The organism is Salsuginibacillus halophilus (assembly GCF_003014715.1).
GTDB classification, from domain to species: Bacteria; Bacillota; Bacilli; order Bacillales; family Marinococcaceae; genus Salsuginibacillus; species Salsuginibacillus halophilus.
Map to the genome: position 1 here is coordinate 127,010 of NZ_PYAV01000003.1, position 25,888 is coordinate 152,897.

Consider the following 25,888-nt stretch of genomic DNA (forward strand, 5'->3'; position numbering starts at 1 on the left):
CGAATGTGCGGTCTATTTCTGCATTTTGTTCGGAATGGAAGGGAGAACATGGCGATGACACAAATGCCGAACTGGCTTGAAAAACGAGCCCGGTTAACACCGGAGCGTGAAGCGGTCATTGATGAATACGGTGTACGCTGGAGTTTTCAGAAGTTGTTTGAAGCAGCTTGTGCGATGGCGCATACGATACAGCATCTATTGCCGGCAGATGGTGAGCGTGTAGCTGTATACGCTCCGAATAGTTTTCGGTATGCCGCTTGTGTATGGGCACTGCATGATGTGCACGTACAAGCAGTGCTCTTAAATACACGTTTGTCAGTGACAGAACTGCACAAGCAGCTTCATGATGCTGATGTCTCTTTACTCATTTTCGATGAAACGCTTGCGTTAGCCGGAAAAGAGCTCACTACTTTAAACGAGATTTCTTCGGTTTGTTTGCAAGGTCTCCCGCTTGAGATGGAGCAGCCTGAGCCGGTGCGCTCACAGTGGCATTTAAGGGATGAAGTAACGATGATGTTTACTTCAGGGACGACTGGACGCGCGAAAGGCGTTCGGCACACCCTCGGCAATCATTATTACAGTGCAAGTGGTTCGGTATTGAACCTCGGGCTGCATAATGATGACCGCTGGCTCTTAATGCTTCCGATGTTTCATGTCGGCGGCATGTCGATATTATACCGTGGCGTGCTGTACGGCATGCCGGTTCATTTACTACCGCGTTTTGATGCTGAAAAAGCAGTCGAAATCGTATATGAAGAAAAGATCACTATAATGTCAGCAGTCGCAGTTATGCTCGACCGCATGCTCGATTATGTAACAGAGGGTTATGAGCTTGCATCAATCCGTTCGGTTGTTCTTGGCGGCGGGCCCGCGTCAAAAACGCTGCTTGAGCGGGCGGCTCATTTACAGGTACCGGTGCAACAAACGTATGGCATGACAGAAACCGCAGCACAGTTTTGTACACAAGATACCGCTTCAAAAGATACAAAAGCAGGCACCGCAGGTAAACCGTTATTTTTCAGTGAGCTTAAAATTGTAAAAGACGGGCAACAAGCTAAACCGTTTGAAGTCGGCGAACTTGTATTGTTCGGTCCGCAAATTACACCGGGGTACTTTCGGCGCCCGGAAGCGAACGAGAAAGCTTTCAGCGCAGATGGCTGGTTTTATACCGGAGACCTTGGCTGGATTGATGAGGACGGGGACGTTTATATCGCCGACCGGCGCAGTGATATGATCATCTCCGGCGGCGAAAATATATACCCGGCGGAAGTGGAAGGCGTGCTTGAGGCACATCCGGCAGTGCTAGAAGCAGGGGTGGCAGCGCAAGCAGATGAAGTATATGGAGAAGTGCCGGCTGCGTTTATTGTTGTACGTGAGGCTGTAAGTGAAGAGGTTGTTAAATCATTTTGTAAAGAGAAGCTTGCCGGCTATAAGGTTCCTAAGACGGTCATTTACTGCGAAGAGCTTCCGCGCACGGCTGCTCGTAAGTTGAAGCGCCACGTCTTAAAAGAACGGCTTCAAAAAGGAGGACAATCTTGAACATCGATACGTTTACAGTACGTCATGCATCTTTGAAGTTAAAAACACCGTTTCAAACGGTGAATGGCCTCGTTGTGCAGCGAGATGTCATTCTTGTAGAAGCATATGATGCATCCGGTAAAGTGGGCTACGGAGAGTGTGCTGCGTTTAGCGAACCATTTTATACCGAAGAAACGACAGCAACTGCATGGCTGATGCTCGAAACCGTACTGCTCCCGATGCTGCAGCGTGATCCACCGGAATCCCCGGAAGATATAATTGTTCGTTTCCAAGGTGTACAAGGGCATCAAATGGCAAAAGCAGCCGTAGAAGCAGCTGTTCGCGACTTAGATGCCAAACAGCAAAACGTTCCCCTCGCACGTTTATACGGGGGAACAAAAACATCAGTGCCAGCAGGTATTGTATTTTCATTGACAGATGACCCGAAGAAACAAGCGAAGCAATTTCATGCAAACGGCTATCAACGGGCAAAGGTTAAAGTGCAAAAGGGGCGTGAAAAAGAAGCAGTAAATGAATTGCGTCAGATGGTAGGTCAAGATACCCCTGTTATGTTTGACGGCAATGGCATGTACACGCCGGAAAAAGATATGCTGCATTTACAAAAGCTAGATCAGTTAAATCTTGCCATGATCGAACAGCCATTTCGTCAAGATGATTTCATTGAGCACGCCCGGCTTGCGCAAACGCTGGCAACACCGGTTTGCTTAGACGAATCAATACGTTCGGCTCATGATGCATATCAAGCGGTACAGCTTGGTGCATGCAGCATCATTAACGTAAAGCCCGGCCGGGTCGGCGGGGCGAAAGAAGTGTTACAGATCCATGAGCTAAGCCGCAATACGAAGGTGGATCTTTGGATCGGCGGGATGCTTGATACCGGGATCGGACGTGCGCATAATGTCATGCTAGCTTCCTTACCTCATTTTACGCTTCCAAATGAGATTGCTGAATCAAGCCGGTACTGGGAAGAAGATATTACATCGGCAATTAAAGTCGAAAAAGGGTGTGTCCAAGTGCCGAAAAAGCCTGGGATCGGCGTTGATGTAAATGAGCGCCGCCTCAATAAGGCGACGCTCCGTAAACAGTCATTTACCATTGGTTCAAGTTAAGGCGGTCCGAGGGGCTTTTTATTTTCATCAAGTGTAAAACCTTCACCGGCAACGTCCTGCACATCGCTAAAGGTGACAAATGCGAGTGGATCGATTTTTGTAACAATGTTTTTCAACCGCATTTGTTCATTTCGTCCGACGACACAGTAAAGGACTTCTTTTTTTGAACCGGTAAAGGTACCGCGGCCTTCAAGGACAGTCGCTCCCCGCTCCATTTCACGCAGCACAGCATCCGAGATGGCCGGAGCGTTTTCTGATATAATAAAGGCAGCTTTGGCAGAGTAAGCACCTTGTTGAATGAAATCAATGACTTTAGCGGCAATAAATACAGCAACTAACGTGTACATGGCTTCGCGGTAATTTAAGTAAACAAGAGATGAAGTAATTACAGCTGCATCAAAAGCAAATAATGTCTTGCCGACACTCCAGCCGAGGTAGCGCTGCCCAAGCTTTGCAATAATATCAACGCCGCCGGTTGTCCCTCCGTAACGGAAGACAAAGCCGAGTCCTGTACCGATAAAAAGCCCGGCAAATAAGGCGGCAAGGGTCATGTCATCCTGTAGAGGTAAATGCATCACTTGATACTGCTGAAAAAACCAAAGGAAGAAAGACAACCCGAATGTGCCGAAAATGGTGTAGAAAAACAATGTTCGACCGAGAATTTTATAACCAATAAAAAAGAGCGGAATGTTCAGGACTAAATTAGATAACGCCGGGTCAATCGTAAATATGAAATATAATATGAGGGTAATTCCAGTGAATCCTCCGTCAGCGAGGTTGTTTTCCATGTTAAAGTACACAAGACCAAAGGCCATGACCGCACAACCGAGCGCAATAAAAAATAATCGTTTGATATGAATCATAATGCTCCACCAGCCTTTTCAAAACAATCGACGTTGATTATTATACGTGAAACGGATAGAAGAAGAAAGGGAAGCTTGTGGCAAAGAAAACGACAGAAGATATGCAAAAAGAAGTACACGGCTTTATTAGTCAGTTTGAAGAAGGCTATTTCTCCCCGCTTGCGATGACGCTCCGCATGACTGAAGAAGTTGGCGAACTTGCTCGTGAAGTCAATCATTATTACGGAGAGAAACCGAAAAAAGCTGAAGAAGGTGAACGGAGCCTTGAACAGGAAGTAGGGGACTTATTGTTTGTATTAATCTGCTTTGCAAATGAACAAAACATCGACCTTGAAGAAGCTTATCATTTAGTGATGGATAAATTCCGTACCCGTGATCAAAACCGCTGGACGTTAAAATCGAAAGGAGAAACGAATCATGAATAACAATGTACGTATTATTTTAGCAGGGCCGCGCGGAAAAATGGGCCGTGAAGCTGTGGATCTTATTAGCAATACATCTCATTTCACGTTTGTTGCAGCACTTGACCACCGTTACGGCGGAAGTTCATTAAAAGACATTGAGGGTATGCCGTCACTTGACGTGCCGGTTTACGGTGAAGCAGACACATGTTTTAGCGAGGTTGAAGCGGATGTATTGATCGACTTAACGACACCGGATGTGGGCCGGGTACATATGGATAAGGCGCTTGATCATTATATTCGTCCGGTCATTGGTACAACTGGTTTTTCCGATGAAGACATTGAACGTATTCGCGCAAAAGCAGAAGAAAAAGCGCTTGGCGCCATTATTGCGCCGAACTTTGCTGTTGGTGCGATTTTAATGATGAAATTTTCGCAAATGGCTGCAAAGTATTTTCAAGACGTTGAAATTATTGAAAAGCATCATGATCAAAAACTTGACGCTCCGTCCGGGACTGCTGTTAAAACAGCGAAGTTAATTGATGAGGTACGTGAAAAGAAAGCGCAGGGACATCCGGAAGAAAAAGAAGAACTTGCAGGCGCCCGTGGTGCAGACTATGAAGGCATGCACATTCACAGCATGCGCCTGCCCGGGTTAATTGCCCATCAAGAAGTCGTCTTTGGCGGTGAAGGTCAAACGTTAACCATTCAGCACGATTCAATGAACCGCGCTTCCTTTATGCCCGGCGTTCGTCTCGCTGTTGATGCTGTCATGCAGCTTGATACACTCGTTTACGGTTTAGAAAATGTCATGGAGTGATCCATATGGAAATCGCGCTTATCGCCCACGATGAAAAAAAAGACGACTTAGTCGCGTTCGTGAAAAAACATCAGCCGGCTTTTACCGGTCATACGCTTGTAGCTACAGGCACGACCGGCATGCGCCTGCAGGAAGAAACCGGGCTTGAAATTACCCGGAAACAGTCTGGTCCGCTCGGTGGAGATCAAGAAATTGGTGCGCTTGTCACTCAAGGGGAGATTGAGCTTGTTTTGTTCTTCCGCGATCCATTAACAGCTCAACCTCATGAACCGGATATTACAGCGCTTCTCCGTGTTTGCGATGTCCACGGTGTGGCTGCGGCGACAAATGAAAAAACAGCCGAGGCGTTAGTTGAGAAATGGCTGACAAAAGGGATGAGGTAACATGACAAAACCAGTGGACCTGCTTGCTTTTAGTGCACACCCGGATGATGCAGAAATCGGCATGGCAGCAACACTTCACCAAAAAAAACAAGAAGGGGCCCGCACTGCGATTTGCAGCATCACCTGCGCAGAGCTATCGTCTAACGGCACGCCTGCAATGCGCCAGGAAGAAGCAGCTGCTGCAGCAGCGGTGCTCGGCGTTGATGAGCGGATACAGTTAGAGGCACCTGACCGGGGCTTGGTGCAGCAGATGGGTATCATCGAAGAACTAACTGAAGTGATTCGTCAGTACCAGCCCCGGCTTGTATTTGCACCGTGGCACGAAGATCGGCATCCGGACCACGGTGCGGCCGCATCGCTTGTACGTGAAGCGGTCTTTAATGCGCGCATTCGCCATTACGAAACAGCTACACCAGCGGTAAAAACTGTTGAAAAACTGTATTATTACTTTATCAACGGTATGCCAGAACCACAGTTTTTTGTTGATGTATCAAACAGTATGCACGCAAAAAAGCAGGCGCTAAACTGTTATCAAAGCCAGTTCGAAGGCGGGGCTGACAGTGTGCAAACGCCGTTAACGGACGGTTATATTGAAGCGGTTACAGCACGGGAGCGGGCGTACGGGCGCCAGGCAGGAACAACGTACGCAGAAGGATTTATGAGCGAGTACCCTATCGTATTTCGTTCACTGTAAGAAAGTAGGTGAGCTAATGAAAATCGGTATTACTTGTTACCCAACCATCGGCGGGTCCGGTATTGTGGCAACAGAGCTTGGAAAAATGCTTGCAGAGCGAGGACACGAAGTGCATTTTATTTCTTCTAGCCTGCCGTTTCGTTTAGAGCATGTCGACCCAAACATTTATTTTCATGAAGTTGAAGTGAATCATTATCAAGTTTTTCGCTACCCGCCGTATGATTTAGCACTTGCTAGTAAGATGGCGGAAGTGATTGATCACGAATCGCTAGATGTACTTCACGTTCATTACGCTGTGCCCCACGCTGTATGTGCCAAGCTTGCAAAAGATATGGCCCGGCACCCGGTGAAAGTTGTCACAACGCTGCATGGGACTGATATTACCGTACTAGCAGATGATCCGTCTTTAAAAAGTGTTATTCGCTACGGGATCAACAATTCGGATGCAGTCACGGCCGTGTCGGACAGCTTAGCGTTACAAACAAAGGATATTTTTCATACAGAAGTGCCGATTGAAACGGTGCATAACTTCGTCGATCCACGGTTATATGATTTCACTGAGCAGCCGCTTAATAAAGCGAAGTTTGGGATTCAAGATGACGAGGCTGTCATTGTGCATATGTCTAACTTCCGGCCGGTGAAACGAACCCCGGATGTACTCGAAGCCTTTCACATGGTCCGGCAGAAACAAAAAGCGAAATTGTTATTGATCGGTGATGGACCTGAGCGCTCGGTTGTTATGGATGAAGCGGCTGCCCGCGGCCTTGAAGAAGACGTATTGTTTCTCGGCAGTCAACGCCAGGTGCCTGAGCTTTTACAACTTGCAGATGTCATGCTTTTATTGTCGGAGAAAGAAAGCTTCGGGCTTGCTGCGTTAGAAGCGATGGCTGTAGGCGTTCCGGTTGTCGGGACAAACATTGGCGGGATTCCGGAAGTTATTGTTGATCAAGAAACCGGCTATATTGTTCCGCTTGGGGCGGCAGAAGAAGCAGCCCGGTGTACGCTGGAGTTATTAACCTCACCTAACAAAGCTGAATTGATGGGCGCCGGGGCAAAGGACCGTGCAGTGAACGTATTTTCTGCTGAAGTGGTGGTTTCACAGTATGAAGCGATTTATGAACGACAGCTTAACGTGGACAGCGAGGCTCTATAATGGACGCAGGCGCACGTTTCATTATTGACAAGCTTCAAAAAGCCGGGATTGAGGCGGCGGTTGTCGGTGGTGCGGTCCGTGATGAAGTGATGAACCAAACACCAAAAGATGTAGATATTGCAGCAAAAGCCGAAGTTTCATCTTTAGTAGACGTATTTCCAAGCGCCAGACGGGTGGGGCGTCAAACTGAAAGTCTGCTCGTAAAAGCTTGCGGCACGGTTTATGAAGTAACGCCTTACAAAGGAGATGGGACATTAAAAGATGATTTAGCGCACCGGGATTTTACAATGAACGCCATGGCAATCCTCATCGACGGCACGATTTATGATCCGTTTCATGGAAAGTTTGATATTCAAAGCCGGAAGTTAGCGTGTCCCGGTGCTTGCAGTGACCGGCTAGAAGAAGACCCACTTCGCCTGCTGCGTGCGTTTCGTTTTCAGGCAGTTTATCATTTTCAATTCTCAAGAGAACTTGCATCAGCTGTACAGAAGCAGCTGCCTTGGTTTGACCAAGTCGCAGCCGAACGGGTGGGAGAAGAGTGGAAAAAACTATTGTCTTCCCCTTATGCAGTTGCGGCGTTAAAACAAATGGCGCACTCTGGTGTGTTTGCTTCGCTTTTAAAGCAAAACAAGCGTGTCGCATTCACGTATTATGAAGGCGTTGATCCATCTCTAAGCCTCTGGGCGAACTGGCCGGGCATTTGGTGGAGTCTTAACTGCAGCTCACAAGAAACGCGGCGCGGGCTAAAAAATCTTGCCCGACCGTCGCAGGAGGTTCAAAACACGGTTCGGTTAATCGACTGGGTGCTTTGGCGTGAGGTAAATGATTGGACAGCTGAAACGTTATATCAAGCGGGATGGTCGTTAGTTGAAGCAGCTGAACACTGGCTTCGGGTCCGAACCCCTGGGGCTGCTTATGACCATTGCGAGCTTAAATATATGTACCACAAGCTTCCGATTCAAACCAGGGCAGATTTACCGGTGGATGGAATACGGCTGATGAAGTTGTGCAACCGCTCTGGAGGTGCGTGGATCGAAGATGTGCTGCGCTCGGTTGAAAAAGAAGTGCTAAACAACCGGTTGCAGTTGGAAAGAGAAGCGGTTGAAGCTTTTATACAGGAGGAATGGACATGAAGCGGGATGAACTTTTAAAGCTGCTGCGCCAAGCTTATCCACAGTATTTGTCTGGTCAGCATGTAAGTGAAACGCTCGGCATCTCAAGGGCGGGGGTATGGAAACACATCGAAGAGCTTCGCAAACAAGGCTATGAGATTGAAGCCGTGCCCCGTAAAGGCTATCAGCTCATTTCATCACCGAACAGTTTATCGCACGAAGAAATTCATGCACGGCTTGAAACAGCGTGGCTCGGGAGTGAACTTATTTACGAACCTGAAGTGAGTTCTACCCAGGATATTGCTCATACGAAAGCGCAGGCCGGGGCTAAAGAAGGCTTGGCTGTTGTAAGTGACCGTCAGATAAAAGGGAAAGGTCGCCTCGGACGCCCGTTTTATTCCGAGCCGGAACATGGGATTTATACAAGTGTCATTCTCCGGCCGGATGTCATGCCGTATCAAGCGCCGCAGCTTACGCTTGTCACTGCAGTCGCTATGTGTGAAGCTTTTCAAGATGTCACTGGTGTTACGCCTGAAATTAAATGGCCGAACGACATTTTGTTTTCCGGCCGGAAAACATGCGGCATTTTAACTGAGATGCAGTCCGAGCCAGACCGGATTCAAGCTGTAATTATCGGCGTAGGGATGAACATTAATCAACAACCGCAAGATTTTTCTGAAGAGCTTCAAAATATAGCTACATCGCTTCGGGCAGAAACAGGGGAAACTTATAACCGTGCAGAAGTTTTAGCAGCGGTCTATTCTCGTCTAGAGCACTGGTATGTTACATACATCCATGAAGGTTTTGCCCCGATCAAAGCGGCGTGGGAGCATTATGCTGTTTCGATCGGCCGCGAACTTACAGCAAGGTCGGCCACAAGTACAATTACCGGAAAGGCTGAAGGCATTACCGAAGAGGGGATGCTCTTGCTTCGTGATGAAACAGGCACGATTCATAAAATTTACAGCGCTGATGTTGAAATTACCCGCTCCGATTCGTAAAATGAAACCGACGCGGTGTGCCGGCTGTATCTATATGAACGGCACAGCACACTGAAATATTAAAGTTAAAGTTCACCCGCAGAAATGATAAATGATCGCTGCAGTCTAGCACAATTTTTCAAGCGGGTTAAAACAGAAAAGGAGGAACCGATGCATACCACGGTAACCTTAAAAGCGATGAAAGAAAACAATGAAAAGATTGCAATGATGACAGCTTATGACGCACCAGGCGCTGCTGTTGTAGAAACAGGCGGTATTGACTTAATTTTAGTCGGTGATTCAGCCGGCATGGTGATTCACGGATACGATTCAACTGTTCCTGTCACCCTTGAGGATATGCTGCTTCATACACGGGCGGTGCGGCGCGGAGCAAAAGATACATTTGTCGTGACAGACATTCCGTTTTTACTAGCGCATATGGATATTGCTGAAAGCATGCGTGCAGCTTATCGGGTGATGCAGGAAGGCGGCGCACATGCAATCAAGCTTGAAGGAGCCTCTCAAGAAGTTATGCAGCTTACTGAACGTTTGACAGCAGGCGGCGTTCCGGTCATGGGTCATCTTGGTCTTACCCCGCAGCATGCCAATGTTCTTGGAGGCTTTAAAGTGCAGGCGAAAGAAGAAGAGGCTGCCAGGCAGCTGCTAAAAGATGCAGAAGCGCTTGAAGCAGCCGGGGCTTTCGCTATTGTACTCGAGTGCATTCCTGCGCAGCTTGCTGAACAAGTGACAAAACACGTGAGTGTTCCGGTGATCGGTATCGGTGCTGGAGCCCATACAGACGGGCAGGTACTAGTATTTCATGATGCGGTCGGCTTCGGAACGGGGCATGTACCAAAGTTTGTTAAAACGTATGCAAACATTTATGAAACGGTGGCTGAAGCTGTAGAAACGTATGTCACAGATGTGAAATCCGGTGCATTTCCAGAGAAGAAGCATACATTTCAAATGAATGAAGACGTAGCCGGACGTTTGTATAAAGGGGTAGAATCATGAAGGTGATAGAAACGATCCAGGAAATGACACACTATACCGAAACAGCAAAATCATCCGGACAACGTATCGGCTTTGTCCCGACAATGGGCTTTCTTCATGCAGGTCATCAGCAGCTGATTGAAACGGCAGCAGAAGAAAACGATATTGTCGTCGTCAGCATTTTCGTCAATCCGCTGCAGTTTGCTCCCGGCGAGGATTATGAAACGTATCCGCGCGATTTATCAGCTGACAAACGAGCAGCGAAAGCAGCCGGCGGTTCAGTCATTTTTGCACCTTCGGCTGATGAGATGTATCCACGTTCCATGTCGGTCCGCGTTCTACCGGCACAAGGTACGGATGTTTTATGCGGCCGGAGCCGCCCGGGGCACTTTGATGGTGTGCTCACAGTCGTACAGAAGCTGTTTCATATTATTGATCCGGACACTGCATATTTTGGCACAAAAGATGCCCAGCAGCTTGCCCTTGTTGAAAATATGGTACATGACTTAAACAGCCGTGTACGAATTGGTCGTGTGCCGACAGTACGTGAAGCGGACGGCTTAGCCAAAAGCAGCCGCAATGAAAATTTAACAATTGAAGAGCGGAAGGAAGCGCCTGAACTTTATCAAGCACTTTATACAGCGAGCGCTCAAGCTGGCGTTGGTATAAGTGCTGAAATGATTGAAGCTGCAGCCTGCGAACACTTAACGACGCATACGCGCGGTTCGGTGGATTATGTTGAGCTGTTAACGTATCCGGAGCTTACAAAAGATATAGCTCCCGGTAAAACCGTAATTCTTGCAGCTGCGTTGAAGTTTCGGCATGCACGTTTAATTGACAATCTCATTTTTACGTGGCCGGATAACGAAGGAACAGCGCAGTTCAAGGCTTAAGGCAGGAGTGAACAAAATGAACCGCCGTTATGTGATAATTGATGTAGAAACAACCGGCAATGCACCGAAAAAAGGCGATCAAATTATTCAAATCGGTGCGGCCGTCGTACAAAATGACGAAGTAATTGAAACTTACGCCTCAAACGTTCGCCCTGAAAGTGAGATACCACTGTTTATTCAGGAGCTAACCGGAATTACAGAAGAAGATGTTGCGGATGCCCCGTTGTTTCAAGAGATCGCACCTGATGTATTACAGCTGCTCGATGGGGCTTGTTTTGTGGCGCACAATGCGGCGTTTGATCTTCGCTTTTTAAACCAGGAATTAGAAGCCGCAGGTTACACATCGTTTCAAGGTCCGGTGATCGACACTGTAGAATGCGCTCGTATATTGTTTCCAACAGCTGAAGGTTACCGGTTGAATATGCTTGCTGAAAATATTGCGATAGATCATGATCGACCGCACCAGGCGGATAGTGATGCGTATGTCACAGCTGAGCTTTGGATTGAAATGCGCAAAAAAATGTATCAACTGCCGCTTGTTACGCTGCAGCAGCTAGAAAAACTGCTTGCAGGCTTTGAAAGTGATCTTGAACCGCTCGTATCTGATTTAATTCGTAAAAAACTGACCGGCTGGCGGCAAAATGATGACAAAGCTTATGATATTTACCGGCAGCTAGCATTAAAAAAAACCGACACTTCGGTTGTTGAACATGAAGAACAAGTTGACTTTCATGCTGCTCATTTTTTCGGAGATCAAAGCAGCCTTGCTGCAAATGTATCTTCTTTTGAATACCGTCCGGCACAAGTTGATATGGCTGAACGGGTGTATCAATCTTTTCAAACGAACGAGCACTTGTTAATTGAAGCAGGAACAGGTACCGGAAAAACCCTTGGTTATTTATACCCATCAGCGGTACATGCAAAAGAAAGTAAAGAACCTGTCGTTATTGCTACAGAAACGATTACGCTTCAGGAACAGATGATGTATCAAGACCTCCCGCTTTTACAGTCAGCGTTTCCTGTACCGGTGAAAAGTGCGTTATTAAAAGGACGCAACCACTACTTATGTTTACAAAAACTTGAACAGAAGCTGACGTTTCCGCTTGAACATTCAGCTGAAGATATACTCGCCCTTGCCCAAATTGTTATTTGGCTAACTGAAACGGACTATGGAGACGTTGAAGAATTGAATTTACCAGGCGGTCCTGGACGTTTTTGGGATGAAGTGAAATCTGAACCTGGCTCATGCAGCGGTCCGGAGTGTCCGTGGTTTTTCCGTTGTTTTTATCAACGGGCCCGCGAACGAGCTAAAAAAGCTGATTTAATCGTGACAAACCATGCACTTTTGCTCACAGACTTAACAGAAGAGCACCAAGTACTCCCGGCCTATGCGTACGCTGTTATTGATGAGGCGCACCATTTAGAGGAATCTGCGAGCCGCTTTTTTGGACGCGATATTGATTATCAAGCGTTTAAACGCTGGCTGCACCGTCTTGAGCCGGAGCAGGCAGATGGTTTTGCTTCTGCCGTATTCGAAGCACTTCGTCAAGATGGAGCTGTTGATCAAGACTGGTTGAAAAACCGGCAGAAAGGTGCAGAAAAGCTTGATCAAGAATGGAATGAGTTGTTTCGCCTGCTCCATGATTTTTGCATGAAAAAGTCAACACGGAAGCACTCAGACATCGGCCGCCGTTCCGTGCCGTTTGATGCTTCTAATGAGCCGCTTCATGTGTGGCAGCCGATTCAAGAACTTGTGCACCGGCTTGATCTGCACGTTCGTGAGGAAACTGAGGCTTATGAAAAAGCTGTAGCTGCTGCTGTGAAACAGCATCGATTGTACACACATGTAAGTAATCTTGTGAAAGATTTAATGGAGCTGCAAAAGACGCTGCACGCCTTAATTTTAGAAAAAGAGCCAGATCATATCAGTTGGATGGAAGCGGAAAGCCGCGGTGCAAAAAATGCCGTTGCGCTGTTCGAACGTCCGGTAGAGGTTGCTGATTTACTTGCAGATACATTTTTCCGTAAAAAAGAAAGTGTCGTTTTAACTTCAGCAACAATGACAGCTAAAGATTCATTTCATTATATCGAAAAGCAGCTCGGATTAAGCGATTTTGATCCAGACTGTCTCAAGTTGCCGTCGCCATTTGCTTATGAAGAGCAGACGCGGCTTTACGTACCAGTTGATATGCCGGGTATTAAAGATGTAGAAGAGGCTGAATTTATTGAGCGGACTGCGGAGTTTATACACTTGGCAGCTGAAGCGGTTAACGGCCGGATGCTTGTCCTTTTCACCTCATTTGATATGTTGAAAAAAACGTATGATATATTGAAAGTATATGCTGAAGAAGGCCCGTACGTTCCAGTCGGGCAAGGAGTAACAAGCGGCAGCCGGGCAAAGCTGCTGAAAACGTTTAAGCAGCATGAGCGCGGCATCCTGCTTGGTACAAGCACATTTTGGGAAGGTGTAGATTTACCTGGTGAGTACGTAACAGGGTTGTTAATTGTACGCCTGCCATTCAGCCCGCCAAACGATCCGGTAATGGAAGCACGCGCTGCTGAAATTAAAGCTGCCGGAGGTCACCCTTTCCGTGAGTTATCGCTCCCACAGGCGATTCTCCGCTTCCGACAGGGCTTTGGCAGGTTAATTCGCCGGGCTGATGACTTTGGTGTCGTGTTTGTACTCGATCACAGAATTACGACAGCGCGCTATGGCCGGGATTTTCTCCGCTCCCTGTCAAATGTGTCGGTGAAAGCAGCCACAACAGATGAAGTACTTCACGATGCAGAGGATTTTTTGCATAAGCATAGACAATCATAAAACGAAAACCATGGACGTACGCTATAGCTGTAATGTTAAAGGAGGGCTTCAGCTTGCGTGCATGTGTATGGTTTATCGGACTTATACTTTTAGTTAGTTGTGGGGATGAAGCAGTTCAACAAGCAGGACTTGAGCAGGTTACGTTGCAAGTTCAGCTTGAAGAAGGTGAACATCTCGTTTCATTTTTTGATCTTCCTGACGGAGAAGCGACGCTTTTTACAGGTGCTGATCACCGTCATGTATTAATTAATACAGGCGGACCAGCAAGTTGGCCCGCCTTAGAGCATCAACTTGAAGTTTTTAATGTTGAAGAGATTGACCATTTAATCATTACACATCCCGGCGAAGCTTATGCAAGCGGGGTTGAACAAGTTGTTGAACAATACCATGTGAAAGAAATCGCTGCTGCTGGCGGTATGATCGAGCGCTTAAAAGCAGGTTCGTTCGGAGAAGAGCTGCATCTCGTTGAAGTTGAAAATGGAGATGAGTGGCCGTTATTTCCTGACTTACAAGCTGAAGTATTATTTGCAGGAAAAGAAGGTGTGGTCAAAGACACCCTTGTGATTGCTTTTCAAGCGGGCGGGCAACAACTTTTATATATGGGCACAGCCGATGCAGAAGTTGAAAAGCAGCTTGCGAAGTCAATGAACTTAAAATCAACGCTGTTGAAAGTAGGGGACTTTGGTACGCCGTTTGGTGCATGGCCGCCGTTTTTAGAGAAAGTTGATCCTCAAGTAGCCGTCGTGTTTCTGCAAAAAGATCATAAAGCCGATGAAGCATTGCTTGAGCGGCTTGAGGACCACTGGGTGGATATACGGCAGGCAGGTCGGGAAGGTGTTGTTTCTTTTAAATGGAAGGGCACAAGTTATGAGTCGTTTACGCTGCCGCCTGTTGAAACGGCACAATCGTCATAAAAAAAAGCCATCCAGGTTGATCAGTAGCGGGCAATAGGCAGAAAATAATGCCCTCAGACTGCCTGTAGACCGGATGGCTCAACACAGGTGCTGCGGTGGATGATTATATGTTTAGCATGGCAAAACTTCTGTTCATCATTCCCGTTAAAATCCGCGCACTTCTCCTATTTTTGTTAAAAGACGAAAGTCAAATTTATGGAGGTACGTACATGGGGAAGTGGATCATAACGTTTGCAATCGTATTTACTTTAATCACAACAGCTGGACTTACTTATTTTTATTATTTAATCATTAATGAAGAGTATGAAGCAGAAGAAGCAGCTTTAAGAGAAGTACTTGCTGAAACTGAAATGAGCCATGGTGAAGTGCATGATGTTTACCGTGGTGAAGAAACGGTTTACACCATTTCAGATGAAAATGAAGCGCAGCTATTCTTTTTCACTTTTGAAGACGGTGTGCTCGCCGAAGTTGATGAAGACGAGCTGCTTTCACGCAGTCAAATTCGAGAGGTTTTTACTGAACAAAATGAAACTACAAGCCTTCGTTCAATCCGACTCGGTTACGACAACGTTCCGGTTTTTGAAGTTACATACGATTTAAATGACGGAAGGTACGGGTTCGATTATTACGATGCTGAAAATGGTGAACGCATCAAACGGTACCGGTTAAATCGTGAGCGGTCTTCATAAGAATAGAAAACAAGTTATTTCGTCATTTATTACGCTCGCCGGTTGCAACTGTTCAGCGCATTTCGTAAACTTAAGTATGAGCAGTAACGTTTGATACCTAGAAAATCGCACATTGTGCGATGAGGAGGATGATGATTTTGAACTTAGCAGAACGCGTAGCAACGCTAACACCCTCGTCAACACTTGCAATTACAGCAAAAGCGAAAGCATTGAAAGCAGAAGGTCACGATGTGTTAGGTCTAGGTGCCGGTGAGCCTGACTTTAATACACCTGAAACGATTATTCAACGTGCAGCAGAAGCGATGCACGCAGGTCATACAAAATATACAGCTGCAGGCGGCCTGCCGGAACTAAGAGAAGCGATTGCAAAGAAATTCAAGCAAGACCAAGGGCTTACATATGCAATCGATGAGATTATTGTTTGTTCCGGTGCAAAGCATGCCCTTTACACGTTGTTTCAAGCACTGCTTGACCCGGGTGAAGAAGTTATTATTCCGGCCCCTTACTGGGTCAGCTATCCGGAACAGGTAAAACTAGCCGGCGGTGAACCAGTTGTTGTACAAGCAAGCGAAGCAAACGACTTTAAATTAACCCCACAGCAGCTTGAGGAAGCTGCAACTGAAAATACGAAAGCTGTTATCATTAATTCGCCAAGCAACCCGACAGGTACGATGTATACAGCTGAAGAGTTAAAAGCATTAGGTGAGACAGCACTTAAACTTAACTTATTAATCGTTTCTGATGAGATTTACGAAAAACTTGTGTACCACGGTGGCGCGCATTCATCAATTGCTGAGCAGTCTGAAGCTTTAAAAAATCAAACGGTGATTATTAACGGTGTTTCTAAGTCACATTCAATGACAGGTTGGCGGATCGGCTACGCAGCAGGTCCGAAATTTCTCATTCAAGCAATGACGAACTTGGCAAGCCACTCAACCTCAAACCCAACTGCACCGGCACAGTTTGGGGCCATTAGTGCTTATGAAGAAGTAACCGAAGAAATTGAAACGATGCGTCTAGCGTTTGAAGACCGGCTTGACCGCGTCTACGAACAGCTCATCTCGCTGCCGGGCGTAACGTGCGTGAAGCCGGCAGGCGCATTTTACTTGTTCCCAAACGTACAGAAGGCGGTGGAAATGAACGGCTTTTCATCTGTTGATGACTGGGTGACAGCGTTGCTTGAAGAAGAGAAAGTTGCGCTCGTGCCGGGCTCTGGCTTTGGCAGTCCTGAAAATGTACGCTTAAGTTACGCAACGTCGCTTGATGTTTTAGAAGAAGCGTTAAAACGTATCCAGCGATTTATTGATAATCACAGCTGATCAAGGAGGGAAAAAACGTGAAACCGACGATTTCGACGATCGGGCGCTTTGTTGATCAAGAAGTAACAATTGGTGCCTGGATTGCAAATAAGCGCTCGAGTGGTAAGATTGCTTTTTTACAATTACGAGACGGCACCGGCTTTATTCAAGGTGTTGTTGTGAAGAGTGCAGTAGATGAAAGTACATTTGAACAAGCGAAGAGCCTTCCACAGGAAAGTGCTTTGTATGTCACCGGTACTGTTCAAGCAGATGACCGGGCTCCATCAGGCTATGAAATTACTGTGACAGGTTTAAAAGTGCTTCATAAAGCTAAAGATTATCCGATTACGCCAAAAGAGCACGGAACAGAATTCTTAATGGACCACCGCCATCTTTGGATTCGTCAGCCGAGACAGCACGCGATTTTAACGATTAGACATGAAGTGATCCGCGCCACATATGAATTCTTCCATCAAGAAGGATTCACAAAAGTTGACCCGCCAATTTTAACCGGCAGTTCCCCGGAAGGAACAACAAATTTGTTTCACACGCAATATTTTGATGAGGATGCTTATTTGTCTCAGTCTGGTCAGTTGTATATGGAAGCTGCAGCGCTTGCTTTCAACCGTGTCTTCTCATTCGGCCCAACGTTTCGCGCGGAAAAATCAAAAACGCGCCGTCATTTAATTGAGTTTTGGATGATTGAGCCGGAAATGGCGTTTGTTGAGCACGAAGAAAACTTACAAATTCAAGAACAATATGTCACATATATTGCAGAAAGCGTCTTGAGAAACTGCCCGCAGGCCCTGGCTGCGCTTGAACGTGATACATCCAAGCTCGAAAACATTCAAGCCCCGTTTCCACGGATCACATATACAGATGCAGTCGCCTGGCTGCAGGAGCAGGGTTTTGATGTGACATGGGGAGATGACTTCGGCAGTCCTGAAGAAACTGCGATTGCAGAGCATTACAGTAAGCCGGTGTTTATTACACATTATCCAAAAGCAATTAAACCGTTTTATATGGAGCCGGACCCTGAAAATGACGAAGTTGTTCTTTGTGCTGACTTAATTGCACCAGAAGGTTACGGTGAAGTTATTGGAGGAAGTCAGCGGATCGCAGATGAAAGCTTGTTGGAAGCAAACCTTGAGAAGGAAGGTTTATCTTCAGAAGCTTATGCTTGGTACCTTGATTTGCGCCGTTACGGATCTGTGCCGCACTCAGGTTTTGGGCTCGGACTTGAACGTACGATCGCCTGGCTGTCAGGAACAGAACATGTTCGCGAAACGATACCTTTTCCACGCCTTTTAAACCGGTTATATCCGTAAATATTAGGTGGGAAAGCGGATGCAGATATCCAACATCTGCATCCGTTTTTTCATTCGGCAGGGATCAATCTTAGAAATGATTCATGATATAATGGCAGTCGAGGTGTTGTCGAAATGAAACAACAAGAAATTGTGAATCTACTAAAGCAGGAAGCACTCGCTGTGCCAAAGTTTATGCTGGATTATTATAAAACGATCGGCTTAAAAGATGAGGAGATGATGCTGCTTTTACATGTATACCGGTTTCAAGATGAGGGAAGAAACTTCCCGACGCCGGAAGAGATCAGCAGCTGCATGGCAGTCTCTGTGGAAACGTGTATGCATCAACTGCGACGCCTGATGCAACGCGGTTACTTATCGATCGAAGAAAAGCAGGATGAACGCGGCGTCAGATACGAATATTACACGCTTGATGGGTTATACGAACAAATAGCTGCTGCAATGACTTTTGAGACAAACACAGCAGAAGATGAAGCTGCAGCAGCCGGTGAACGCGAGTTGTATGAGATGTTTGAAAAAGAATTCAGCCGCCCTTTATCACCAATGGAATGTGAAACGATCTCGATGTGGATAGACCAGGATCGTTACGATTTTCAATTGATTCAAGAAGCTTTAAAAGAAGCGGTCATTTCGGGTAAGCTAAACTTACGCTATATTGATAAAATTTTATTTGAGTGGCAGAAAAACAATATACAAACGGTGGCACAAGCCCGGGCTCACAGCAGTAAGTTCCGGACTAGGAAACGGCCGGAGTCAGAAAAGACAGCAGCAGCACCGAAGTACCCAACATACAATTGGTTAGAACAGGATTAATTTTAGAAGGCGTGAAATAGATGCTTACGAAAAAAGAAATTCATAAAGTTCTCGATACGCTCGATGAGATGTATCCAGAGGCAGCGTGTGAACTTCACCATAATAACGCTTTTGAATTGCTTATTGCGGTGGTATTGTCTGCTCAGTGTACAGATGCGCTTGTAAATAAAGTTACTCCGGGTTTGTTTAAAAAATATCAAACCCCGGCCGATTTTCTAGATGTTTCTCAAGAAGAGCTTGAGCAAGATATTCGCTCGATTGGTTTATTTCGCAGCAAAGCAAAAAATATTCAGAAACTATGTCGCTCACTAATCGATCACTTTCACGGGGAAGTACCTGGGACTGTCAAAGAACTTGAAACTTTAGCCGGTGTTGGCCGAAAGACAGCGAACGTTGTAGCATCAGTTGCTTTTGATGTGCCGGCAGTCGCTGTAGATACGCATGTTGAAAGGGTGTCAAAGCGGCTTGGTATTTGTAGGTGGAAAGATTCTGTCAAAGAGGTTGAAGAAACATTAATGAAAAAAATTCCTGAGGCGCGCTGGTCAAAAACACATCACCAGCTCATCTTTTTCGGCCGGTATCATTGTACAGCGAAAAATCCAGCTTGTCCGGAGTGTCCGTTGCTTCACTTATGTCGCGAAGGCCAAAAGCGGATGAAAGCTTAAGTTTTCAGCTAAAGAAGGAGATGAATTATGACAACCGCAGACACGTTACACAAGCTACACCAACTACCGTTCGCTGCAGATGATGAACGCCTGCAGGCGATCGAGAGAAAAACTGCAGACCCTACGTTCCGCGTTGCCTTTTGCGGTCATTTTTCTGCAGGGAAATCCTCTGTGTTAAATGAGCTTATCGGGCGCGAGCTGCTGCCTGCTAGTCCGATCCCGACAAGTGCAAATGTCATTCACTTAGCTTATGGCGATTTTCACGTAGCTGTTGAGACGAAGGAAGGCACCCACCATTTTGACACAGAAGAAGCTGTCAATTTATTTGACCTTGGCACAGACGGCAGTTCAGTTGAACATCTCTACATTCAAGCGCCGCTGCCATTTTTAGATGAAAAGGCTCGGCTTCTGGATACGCCGGGTGTGGATTCCACCGATCCGGATCATCAACGTTTAACACGCGATGCACTCAATGAAACAGACCTCGTCGTCTATGTAACCGATTACAATCACGTGCAGTCAGAAACAAACTTACGCTTTCTTGCTCAGCTTGCTAGAGAAAGAACACCGTTTCTACTTGTGATTAATCAAATTGATAAACATCAAGAGAATGAGCTTAGGTTTGAAGTTTTTCATAACGGTATTAAAGAAATGCTTAACCGGTGGCAGCTTGAGCCGCTTGAAGTTTATTACACGTCTGTTTATGAACCAACACATCCGGCTAATCAAATGCAGGCGCTGGAACAGGATTTAAAGCGCTTGCTTTATCAAGGGACAAACCTTTTGAATGAAGCGATGTTTCATCAGCAAATTAGTGCAGCAGCTTCTCGCCTAGAAGAATTAAAAGAAGAACATTTAACTGCTGTTCAAGATGTGCTCCCGCCTGAAGATGCTAGACGTTTTCATGCACATGAAGAAACGAAAAAAGAAATTGCTGAAAGAAAATCGGCATTTGAAGAAGAAAAGGCTCGCTGGGAAAAGGATCGCAAGCATTTATATCAAAATGCAAATGTAATGTCTAATCAAGTTACTGGAGCAGCCCGTGACTGGCTTGAAGCACAAATGCCAGGGTTTAAAACAGGTGGATGGTTTCAAAAGAAAAAAAAGACGGCTGAAGAAAAAGACCGGCGTGAAAACTTACTGCTTCAAGAGTTGCAGCACCATATTGACCGGGAGCTGTTGTATCATTTGCGAAGTTTGTTAAAAGCGCCTTTTCAACAACATCCTGAACAAGAAAAAGAAATTGAGACAGAAATGAACGAAGTAAACGTACAAGTGGATCAAACGTGGTTGGCACCACTTGTAAACACAGATCAAATTAGTCGTCAGTTTGTTTATACGTTTTTGGATGAGCTTAGGCAACAAATCATTCGTGCGGTCAAACAGCAAGTAGAACCAATTGCCGAAGAAGCTTTGAAACAGTGGGAAACCCTTTTTGAAAAAGATTTGGCGCCGTTGTATGAAGCTCAGCTTGATGAGACTGAGCGTGCTTCGCTTGAAGCTCAAGTTGAATCTGCGCGGCAACAGATTCATGAAAAACAGGCTGCAGTTTCCGAGTGGCTAAAAGCACAAGATGCTTCTCAATTTCCTGAGCGCCTTCGCGAAGCTATGAACACGAAAGTACCTGCGTACGTTTTTCAGGTGAGTGATGGTTGGATGCCTGAACACATTGAAACAAAAGAAATGGTTGTTGAAGAAGAAGTACAACAACCTCGTTTTGAACGAAGTGCTTATGAAAAGATTGACCGTTTATGGATTGAGCAAGTAAAGCAAGCTGCAGAGACATATAAAACAAACGGATTATTACCCGAAGAAGCAGAAGAGGCTTATCAAACGATCCGACAGTTCGAAGAAGAAACGTATACCATTTCGCTCTTTGGTGCTTTTAGTGCCGGGAAATCTAGTTTTATTAATGCACTGCTCGGCGAAGATGTCCTTCCGGTTTCACCGCATCCGACGACTGCAGTTGTTCAAACAGTGAAAGCACCTACTGAAAAACGACCGGACCGAACAGCAGAATTGTTCGTAAAGCCCGAAGAAATGCTGCAGGAGGAAGTGAAAAGCGTCTCCACAGCAATTGGTCGTCCCATGGAGATTAAACAGCTTCTTAAAGCTGATTTAAAGCGTGCTGAAGGTGTTACAACCCGTGAACAGGCGTATATTGACTATTTACGTGCACTAAAAACTGCGCTGTCAAAACAAGTATTTATGCCGGGCGAGTCCAGGGTTGTTGCTTTAGATGAAATGAAAACTATTGCGGCAGATGAATTAAGTGCTTGTATGCTCCAGCATGTCGATGTGTATGTAGACACGTACTGGACACAAAGCGGAATTGAATGGGTTGATACGCCGGGGGTTCATTCAATTAACGGACGGCATACAAATGTTGCCTTTGAACAGTTGCGCGCTTCACACGCCATCTTTTACGTCACGTATTATCATCACGCTTTCTCAAAAGCAGATGAGTATTTTTTACAACAAATTGCAAGTGTGCAAAAAACGCGTCCGCACTTTCCGTTTTATTTTTTCATCAATGCAGCAGATTTAGCACAAACAGAAGCAGAGCTTGAAAAAGTTGTGCGCCATGTGACAAAAGAGCTTTCCGCAAATGATTTACAACAGCCTAATGTCCTTGCTGTGGCGAGTAAAGATCATTTAACAGCTAAGCAGAAAAACGAATTGAAAACGAATTCGAATTTTGCCCAGTTTGAAACGCATATGGAAGACGAGCTTTTAATCGAGCTGCAGCAGGCGAGCTACCGTCAGATTCAAGCATCGCTTACGAGTTGGCAGCAGGCACTAAGTGATGCAGAGCCGCTGTTTACCCAGCCTGAAGCCGAGCGCAGCGCATATTTACAAGCTCTTGAACAGGAAATTGAAACTGCTGAAGCGCACGTGCAAAACGAATCAGCTACCGGATTGTTCAGCGGAATTCAAGAAGATGCTGCTCAGCTTGTGCATTATTTAGAAAACCGTTTAATCTTTGTAATGAATGACTATTACAATTACACCATTAATCCTGCAGCCATCGATGCCAAAAGCAAAAAAAATGGCCAAGCCCAGCTTCGGTCTGCTTTAAATGATTGGGAGACGACAGTTGAACAATTTGCCCGTCAGGAAGTTGAAGCTACAGTCCTTCGTTTAGAAGCAGCCGTCGAAGAAAAAGTAAGCGCCTTGCAGCATATGCTGCAAGCTGTAGATTTAAAAAATCTTCAAGCACCTGCGCCCTCTGGGAGAACAGAAGCTTATGTTATAAAGCGGGATGTGCCGGCCTTTCCTGCGTCCATGATTAACGATGGATGGCTTGATTATTTTGCTTCTCCGAAGCAGTTTTTTGAACAAGGTGGCCGTGCGTCGTTAAAAGATGCGGTCATAGAAGCAGAAACGAAACGGCTGCATACTTGGCTGCAACAAGTTAGTCATCAACTCCTGCAGTCGCTAGAAGCGCTTGAACAATACGTTTTACAGCATGAAAAAGAAAAAATGCTTTCAGCCTGGAATCATAAACGTACCCAGCTGCAAGCGATGCACAATGCAGATGCACATGAGCGCTTTCTTGAAGAAAAGACGCAAGTGGTTCATTTACAAAAGTGAAGCAATTAAGGGTCAACTTGTTATATGTATGCTTATATAACATTGACATACAAAACAAAAAGAACCGATCATCAAAAAAAGATGATCGGTTCTTTCTGTTGGGAGAGTCCCTTCTTTTTAATGCTGCGCTTCATTTATTCTTCATTTTCATCTTCTAGGCTATTCTCACCTTCGTCATTTTCATCCTCGGTATCATCTTCATCATCTTCAGGCGGACCTTCTCCTGGTGTGTCTTCAGGAGGGCCATTTCCGTTTTCTGCGCCATTGTTATTCTCTTCTTCAGCTTCACCTGGTGCTTCTTCAGGATCTGGTTCTTCTTCTTCTACACCATCTTCATCCTCTTCTTCAGTCGCATCTTCATCCTCATCTTCATCTTCATCTTCATCATCCTCGTCGTCTTCTTCGATGGCGTCTTCATCAGGTGTTGAAATCTCAACAGATGCCGGACTGCTTTCTAAATTTTCGCCTGGAAGAAAGGCAGTAACTTCAAATGTGTGGGTCGTATCAAGTTCAGGTTCCTCAAGCAAGAACTGCATCTCTGACTGTTCATCAATCTGTTGCGGTTCATCGCCATTAGTGCTGTGTGAGATACGGAATTCAACATCTTCTACTGCAGCATCATAATCCCAGGTGACTGTAATTTGATCCGTATCTTCATCGAAGCTCCCGGTTAAACCGCTGACTGGATCAAGTTCTGCTGCCTCGGTTTCTTCGGAAGGCTCGTGACCACGGATGAACAGCTCGCTGATGACATTATCTGATGGCGTAAGTGGACCTGGCAGCAAACCGGTTGAACTGTCTATTTCAAGCTCAACAACTGAATCAGGGCGAGCAAAATCTTCGGTTTGTTGGTTTTGGTGAATGTCCTCCATCACATGCCGGAAAATGTCCTGTGGAATTTGTCGCTGTGCACCTCGTTCTAAATAGCCGGAACCACGTTGCGAGAAGCCATTCCATACAGCAGCCGTGTACTCGGTTGTGTAGCCGGCAAACCACGTCTCCGGCGCAACACCAGCTGGAATGTTATTTGCTTGACGTTCATCTTGACTAAAGTTTGTCGTTCCAGTCTTTCCTGCCATCGGGAGTCCAGGAACATTTGCCGCTGTACCTGTGCCAGGAGATTGGAAAACATCTTTCAACATATCCGTAACCATATAAGCGGTATGATCTTGCATAGCGGGTTCGCTGTCGTGTTCAAGTGTCATTTCTCTGCCATCAGGAAAGACAATTTTACGAACGGCGTAAGGTTCATTATAACGTCCGCCGTTACCAAGGGTAGCGTAGGCGCCAGCCATTTGTTTTGTAGACACGTAACTATCAAATCCACCAAGGGCATACGATTCGTTAAAGGATTCAAAAGAAAATCCAATATCTTCTGCAAACCTTTCAGCTTCTTCGCGGCCTGCTGCATTCATGGCTTTTACTGCTGGTACGTTGCGCGAACGAATTAAAGCTTCGCGCATCGTCATATCGCCTAGGTAATTGTTATCAAAGTTGGTCACAGGTACATCGTCTTGCGTTTCATAAGTCATTTCTTCATCGGCGATAATTGTACCGGTTGAAGGCATTTGTTCAGTTTCAATGGCAGGTGCATAACTGATTAAAGGTTTCGCAGTTGAGCCAGGTTGACCGACCGGGGCCGTTGCATAGTTCGTTCCCCGTTGAACTTCGGATGGCTCACGACCGCCAACAATCGCCCGGACTGCACCGCTATTCGTATCCATCAACGTCATCCCGATTTGGTGGTTCTCATGATCAGGGTAATTTTGAATATATTGATCTGTTTGAATAACGGTTTCCGCTGTTTCCTGCACATTTGGGTCCAAGGTGGTATATACTTCAAGTCCGGCATTGTATAAATCAGAAGACTCTATATCTGGAATGTCTTCAAGTTCATTTTGTACATGCTCGATAAATGATTGATATACCATACCCTCCTCGGAAGTATCAACGTTGAGCTGTTCTTCTAAAGAGACTGCTTGTGCTTCTTCAAGTGAAGTACTGTCAATTAGCTCCTGCTCGTGCATCATATTTAAAATTAAATTGCGGCGTTGTTCAGCGTTTTCGGTGTTTGCAATCGGATCGTAATAACTAGGGCGTCGAGGGATCGCAGCGAGCACCGCAGCATCTTCGACTGAAAGCTCCTCAACAGACTTAGAAAAGTAAGTTTCTCCAGCTTTTTCAATACCGTAAGCACCATTGCCGAGCCAGATGGCGTTTAAATACATCTCTAATATTTCATCTTTTGAATATTCACGTTCAAGCTGAATGGCAAGCCACTGCTCCTGAAGTTTTCGACTCATCGTCTGCTCAGGTGACAAGAAAGCATGCTTTACGAGCTGCTGCGTAATGGTGGAGGCGCCTTCAGCACCAAAGCCTTCACTTATATTAGCAAATACTGCGCCAAATACACGGCGTACATCGACACCACTGTGGCTGTAAAACCGTTCATCTTCGACCGCAATAAATGCATTTTTTACATCTTCAGGTACTTCTTCAATATCAACAAGACTTCGGTTTTCTGTTCCTTCAAGCTGTGTAACAAATTCATTGTTTGCATCATAAAATTCGGCAGCTTCAGAGAAAACGAGTTCGTCTTCATCTAATGGTGGTGCATCACGGATGATGGCAAAAGCGGTAACTCCACCGGCGACGATGCCGATGATGCCAAGAATAAGAAAAGCGATCAGTGTTTTCTTAAGCCAGCCTCGTTTATTTGATGTATTGTTCGTTTTTTTCTGTTTTGATTTTCCAGATTCTTGAGCTCGCCGGCGTTCTGTCCGGCTGTTATACTCGTTCGCCATTGTCATTCGTCCTTTCTATATT

The 25,888-nt window shown here is 45.9% G+C and carries 21 protein-coding genes; 19 read left to right on the forward strand and 2 right to left on the reverse strand.

Going from position 1 to position 25,888, the window contains the following annotated elements; all coding sequences use genetic code 11:
* Window positions 1-48: 48 nt before the first annotated feature.
* Window positions 49-1,539: an o-succinylbenzoate--CoA ligase gene (locus B0H94_RS03435; protein WP_181315236.1), complete on the forward strand. Its 1,491-nt coding sequence runs from the start codon at window positions 49-51 to the stop codon at window positions 1,537-1,539.
* On the forward strand, window positions 1,536-2,648 hold the full coding sequence (menC, locus tag B0H94_RS03440; RefSeq protein ID WP_245893890.1) for an o-succinylbenzoate synthase: 1,113 nt from the start codon (window positions 1,536-1,538) through the stop codon (window positions 2,646-2,648). The genes B0H94_RS03435 and menC overlap by 4 nt, the downstream gene beginning before the upstream one ends.
* Here the strand turns inward: menC and B0H94_RS03445 are convergent.
* The gene (locus B0H94_RS03445; RefSeq protein WP_106587848.1) at window positions 2,645-3,511 is read right to left on the reverse strand and encodes a YitT family protein; all 867 of its coding nucleotides are present in this window, start codon (window positions 3,509-3,511) and stop codon (window positions 2,645-2,647) included. The two genes, menC and B0H94_RS03445, sit on opposite strands and share 4 nt — an antisense overlap.
* A 101-nt stretch (window positions 3,512-3,612) precedes the next feature.
* Here B0H94_RS03445 and B0H94_RS03450 point away from each other — a divergent pair, with 101 nt between their 5' ends.
* The 17 genes from B0H94_RS03450 (at window position 3,613) to B0H94_RS03530 (ending at window position 23,062) form a co-directional block, all read left to right on the forward strand.
* Complete coding sequence (locus B0H94_RS03450; protein ID WP_106587968.1) at window positions 3,613-3,936, forward strand: nucleotide pyrophosphohydrolase; 324 nt, start codon at window positions 3,613-3,615, stop codon at window positions 3,934-3,936.
* A complete protein-coding gene (gene dapB / locus B0H94_RS03455) occupies window positions 3,929-4,732 on the forward strand; it encodes a 4-hydroxy-tetrahydrodipicolinate reductase (RefSeq protein WP_106587849.1) in 804 nt (267 codons plus the stop codon). Before B0H94_RS03450 ends, dapB begins: the two co-directional genes overlap by 8 nt.
* Window positions 4,733-4,737: 5 nt before the next feature.
* Complete coding sequence (locus tag B0H94_RS03460; protein WP_106587850.1) at window positions 4,738-5,115, forward strand: methylglyoxal synthase; 378 nt, start codon at window positions 4,738-4,740, stop codon at window positions 5,113-5,115.
* A gap of 1 nt (window position 5,116) precedes the next feature.
* Complete coding sequence (gene bshB1, locus B0H94_RS03465; protein ID WP_106587851.1) at window positions 5,117-5,809, forward strand: bacillithiol biosynthesis deacetylase BshB1; 693 nt, start codon at window positions 5,117-5,119, stop codon at window positions 5,807-5,809.
* Window positions 5,810-5,825: 16 nt separating this feature from the next.
* Window positions 5,826-6,962, forward strand: coding sequence for an N-acetyl-alpha-D-glucosaminyl L-malate synthase BshA (bshA, locus tag B0H94_RS03470; protein ID WP_106587852.1), 1,137 nt, complete (start codon window positions 5,826-5,828; stop codon window positions 6,960-6,962).
* The gene (locus B0H94_RS03475; protein WP_106587853.1) at window positions 6,962-8,095 is read left to right on the forward strand and encodes a tRNA nucleotidyltransferase/poly(A) polymerase-related protein; all 1,134 of its coding nucleotides are present in this window, start codon (window positions 6,962-6,964) and stop codon (window positions 8,093-8,095) included. Before bshA ends, B0H94_RS03475 begins: the two co-directional genes overlap by 1 nt.
* Entirely contained in the window at window positions 8,092-9,075 is a 984-nt protein-coding gene (locus tag B0H94_RS03480; protein WP_106587854.1) for a biotin--[acetyl-CoA-carboxylase] ligase, read from the forward strand. The genes B0H94_RS03475 and B0H94_RS03480 overlap by 4 nt, the downstream gene beginning before the upstream one ends.
* Window positions 9,076-9,225: 150 nt before the next feature.
* Window positions 9,226-10,068, forward strand: a complete 843-nt coding sequence (panB, locus tag B0H94_RS03485; protein ID WP_106587855.1) for a 3-methyl-2-oxobutanoate hydroxymethyltransferase — start codon at window positions 9,226-9,228, stop codon at window positions 10,066-10,068.
* Entirely contained in the window at window positions 10,065-10,940 is an 876-nt protein-coding gene (gene panC, locus B0H94_RS03490; protein WP_106587856.1) for a pantoate--beta-alanine ligase, read from the forward strand. The genes panB and panC overlap by 4 nt, the downstream gene beginning before the upstream one ends.
* A gap of 16 nt (window positions 10,941-10,956) precedes the next feature.
* Complete coding sequence (dinG, locus tag B0H94_RS03495) at window positions 10,957-13,761, forward strand: ATP-dependent DNA helicase DinG (RefSeq protein WP_106587857.1); 2,805 nt, start codon at window positions 10,957-10,959, stop codon at window positions 13,759-13,761.
* Window positions 13,762-13,814: 53 nt separating this feature from the next.
* On the forward strand, window positions 13,815-14,675 hold the full coding sequence (locus B0H94_RS03500; RefSeq protein ID WP_106587858.1) for a ComEC/Rec2 family competence protein: 861 nt from the start codon (window positions 13,815-13,817) through the stop codon (window positions 14,673-14,675).
* Window positions 14,676-14,884: 209 nt separating this feature from the next.
* Window positions 14,885-15,364 (forward strand): PepSY domain-containing protein, encoded by a 480-nt coding sequence (locus tag B0H94_RS03505; RefSeq protein ID WP_106587859.1) that lies wholly within the window; start codon window positions 14,885-14,887, stop codon window positions 15,362-15,364.
* Window positions 15,365-15,501: 137 nt separating this feature from the next.
* On the forward strand, window positions 15,502-16,683 hold the full coding sequence (locus B0H94_RS03510) for a pyridoxal phosphate-dependent aminotransferase (RefSeq protein ID WP_106587860.1): 1,182 nt from the start codon (window positions 15,502-15,504) through the stop codon (window positions 16,681-16,683).
* 17 nt (window positions 16,684-16,700) lie between these two features.
* Window positions 16,701-17,990, forward strand: a complete 1,290-nt coding sequence (gene asnS, locus B0H94_RS03515) for an asparagine--tRNA ligase (protein ID WP_106587861.1) — start codon at window positions 16,701-16,703, stop codon at window positions 17,988-17,990.
* Between the two features lie 114 nt (window positions 17,991-18,104).
* Window positions 18,105-18,803 (forward strand): DnaD domain-containing protein, encoded by a 699-nt coding sequence (locus B0H94_RS03520; protein WP_106587862.1) that lies wholly within the window; start codon window positions 18,105-18,107, stop codon window positions 18,801-18,803.
* 20 nt (window positions 18,804-18,823) lie between these two features.
* Window positions 18,824-19,468: an endonuclease III gene (nth, locus tag B0H94_RS03525; RefSeq protein WP_106587863.1), complete on the forward strand. Its 645-nt coding sequence runs from the start codon at window positions 18,824-18,826 to the stop codon at window positions 19,466-19,468.
* Window positions 19,469-19,495: 27 nt separating this feature from the next.
* On the forward strand, window positions 19,496-23,062 hold the full coding sequence (locus B0H94_RS03530) for a dynamin family protein (protein WP_106587864.1): 3,567 nt from the start codon (window positions 19,496-19,498) through the stop codon (window positions 23,060-23,062).
* Between the two features lie 134 nt (window positions 23,063-23,196).
* On the opposite strand, the gene B0H94_RS03535 is transcribed toward B0H94_RS03530, so the two are convergent.
* The gene (locus B0H94_RS03535; RefSeq protein ID WP_106587865.1) at window positions 23,197-25,866 is read right to left on the reverse strand and encodes a transglycosylase domain-containing protein; all 2,670 of its coding nucleotides are present in this window, start codon (window positions 25,864-25,866) and stop codon (window positions 23,197-23,199) included.
* Between the last annotated feature and the right edge of the window lie 22 nt (window positions 25,867-25,888).

What these genes read in the sequence shown, in the direction of transcription:
- B0H94_RS03435 (WP_181315236.1), top strand. Translation starts at nt 49, where the DNA reads ATGGCGATGACACAAATGCCGAACTGGCTTGAAAAACGAGCCCGGTTA.
- B0H94_RS03445 (WP_106587848.1), bottom strand. Translation starts at nt 3,511, where the DNA reads ATGATTCATATCAAACGATTATTTTTTATTGCGCTCGGTTGTGCGGTC.
- B0H94_RS03450 (WP_106587968.1), top strand. Translation starts at nt 3,613, where the DNA reads ATGCAAAAAGAAGTACACGGCTTTATTAGTCAGTTTGAAGAAGGCTAT.
- dapB (WP_106587849.1), top strand. Translation starts at nt 3,929, where the DNA reads ATGAATAACAATGTACGTATTATTTTAGCAGGGCCGCGCGGAAAAATG.
- B0H94_RS03460 (WP_106587850.1), top strand. Translation starts at nt 4,738, where the DNA reads ATGGAAATCGCGCTTATCGCCCACGATGAAAAAAAAGACGACTTAGTC.
- bshB1 (WP_106587851.1), top strand. Translation starts at nt 5,117, where the DNA reads ATGACAAAACCAGTGGACCTGCTTGCTTTTAGTGCACACCCGGATGAT.
- bshA (WP_106587852.1), top strand. Translation starts at nt 5,826, where the DNA reads ATGAAAATCGGTATTACTTGTTACCCAACCATCGGCGGGTCCGGTATT.
- B0H94_RS03475 (WP_106587853.1), top strand. Translation starts at nt 6,962, where the DNA reads ATGGACGCAGGCGCACGTTTCATTATTGACAAGCTTCAAAAAGCCGGG.
- B0H94_RS03480 (WP_106587854.1), top strand. Translation starts at nt 8,092, where the DNA reads ATGAAGCGGGATGAACTTTTAAAGCTGCTGCGCCAAGCTTATCCACAG.
- panB (WP_106587855.1), top strand. Translation starts at nt 9,226, where the DNA reads ATGCATACCACGGTAACCTTAAAAGCGATGAAAGAAAACAATGAAAAG.
- panC (WP_106587856.1), top strand. Translation starts at nt 10,065, where the DNA reads ATGAAGGTGATAGAAACGATCCAGGAAATGACACACTATACCGAAACA.
- dinG (WP_106587857.1), top strand. Translation starts at nt 10,957, where the DNA reads ATGAACCGCCGTTATGTGATAATTGATGTAGAAACAACCGGCAATGCA.
- B0H94_RS03505 (WP_106587859.1), top strand. Translation starts at nt 14,885, where the DNA reads ATGGGGAAGTGGATCATAACGTTTGCAATCGTATTTACTTTAATCACA.
- B0H94_RS03520 (WP_106587862.1), top strand. Translation starts at nt 18,105, where the DNA reads ATGAAACAACAAGAAATTGTGAATCTACTAAAGCAGGAAGCACTCGCT.
- nth (WP_106587863.1), top strand. Translation starts at nt 18,824, where the DNA reads ATGCTTACGAAAAAAGAAATTCATAAAGTTCTCGATACGCTCGATGAG.
- B0H94_RS03530 (WP_106587864.1), top strand. Translation starts at nt 19,496, where the DNA reads ATGACAACCGCAGACACGTTACACAAGCTACACCAACTACCGTTCGCT.
- B0H94_RS03535 (WP_106587865.1), bottom strand. Translation starts at nt 25,866, where the DNA reads ATGGCGAACGAGTATAACAGCCGGACAGAACGCCGGCGAGCTCAAGAA.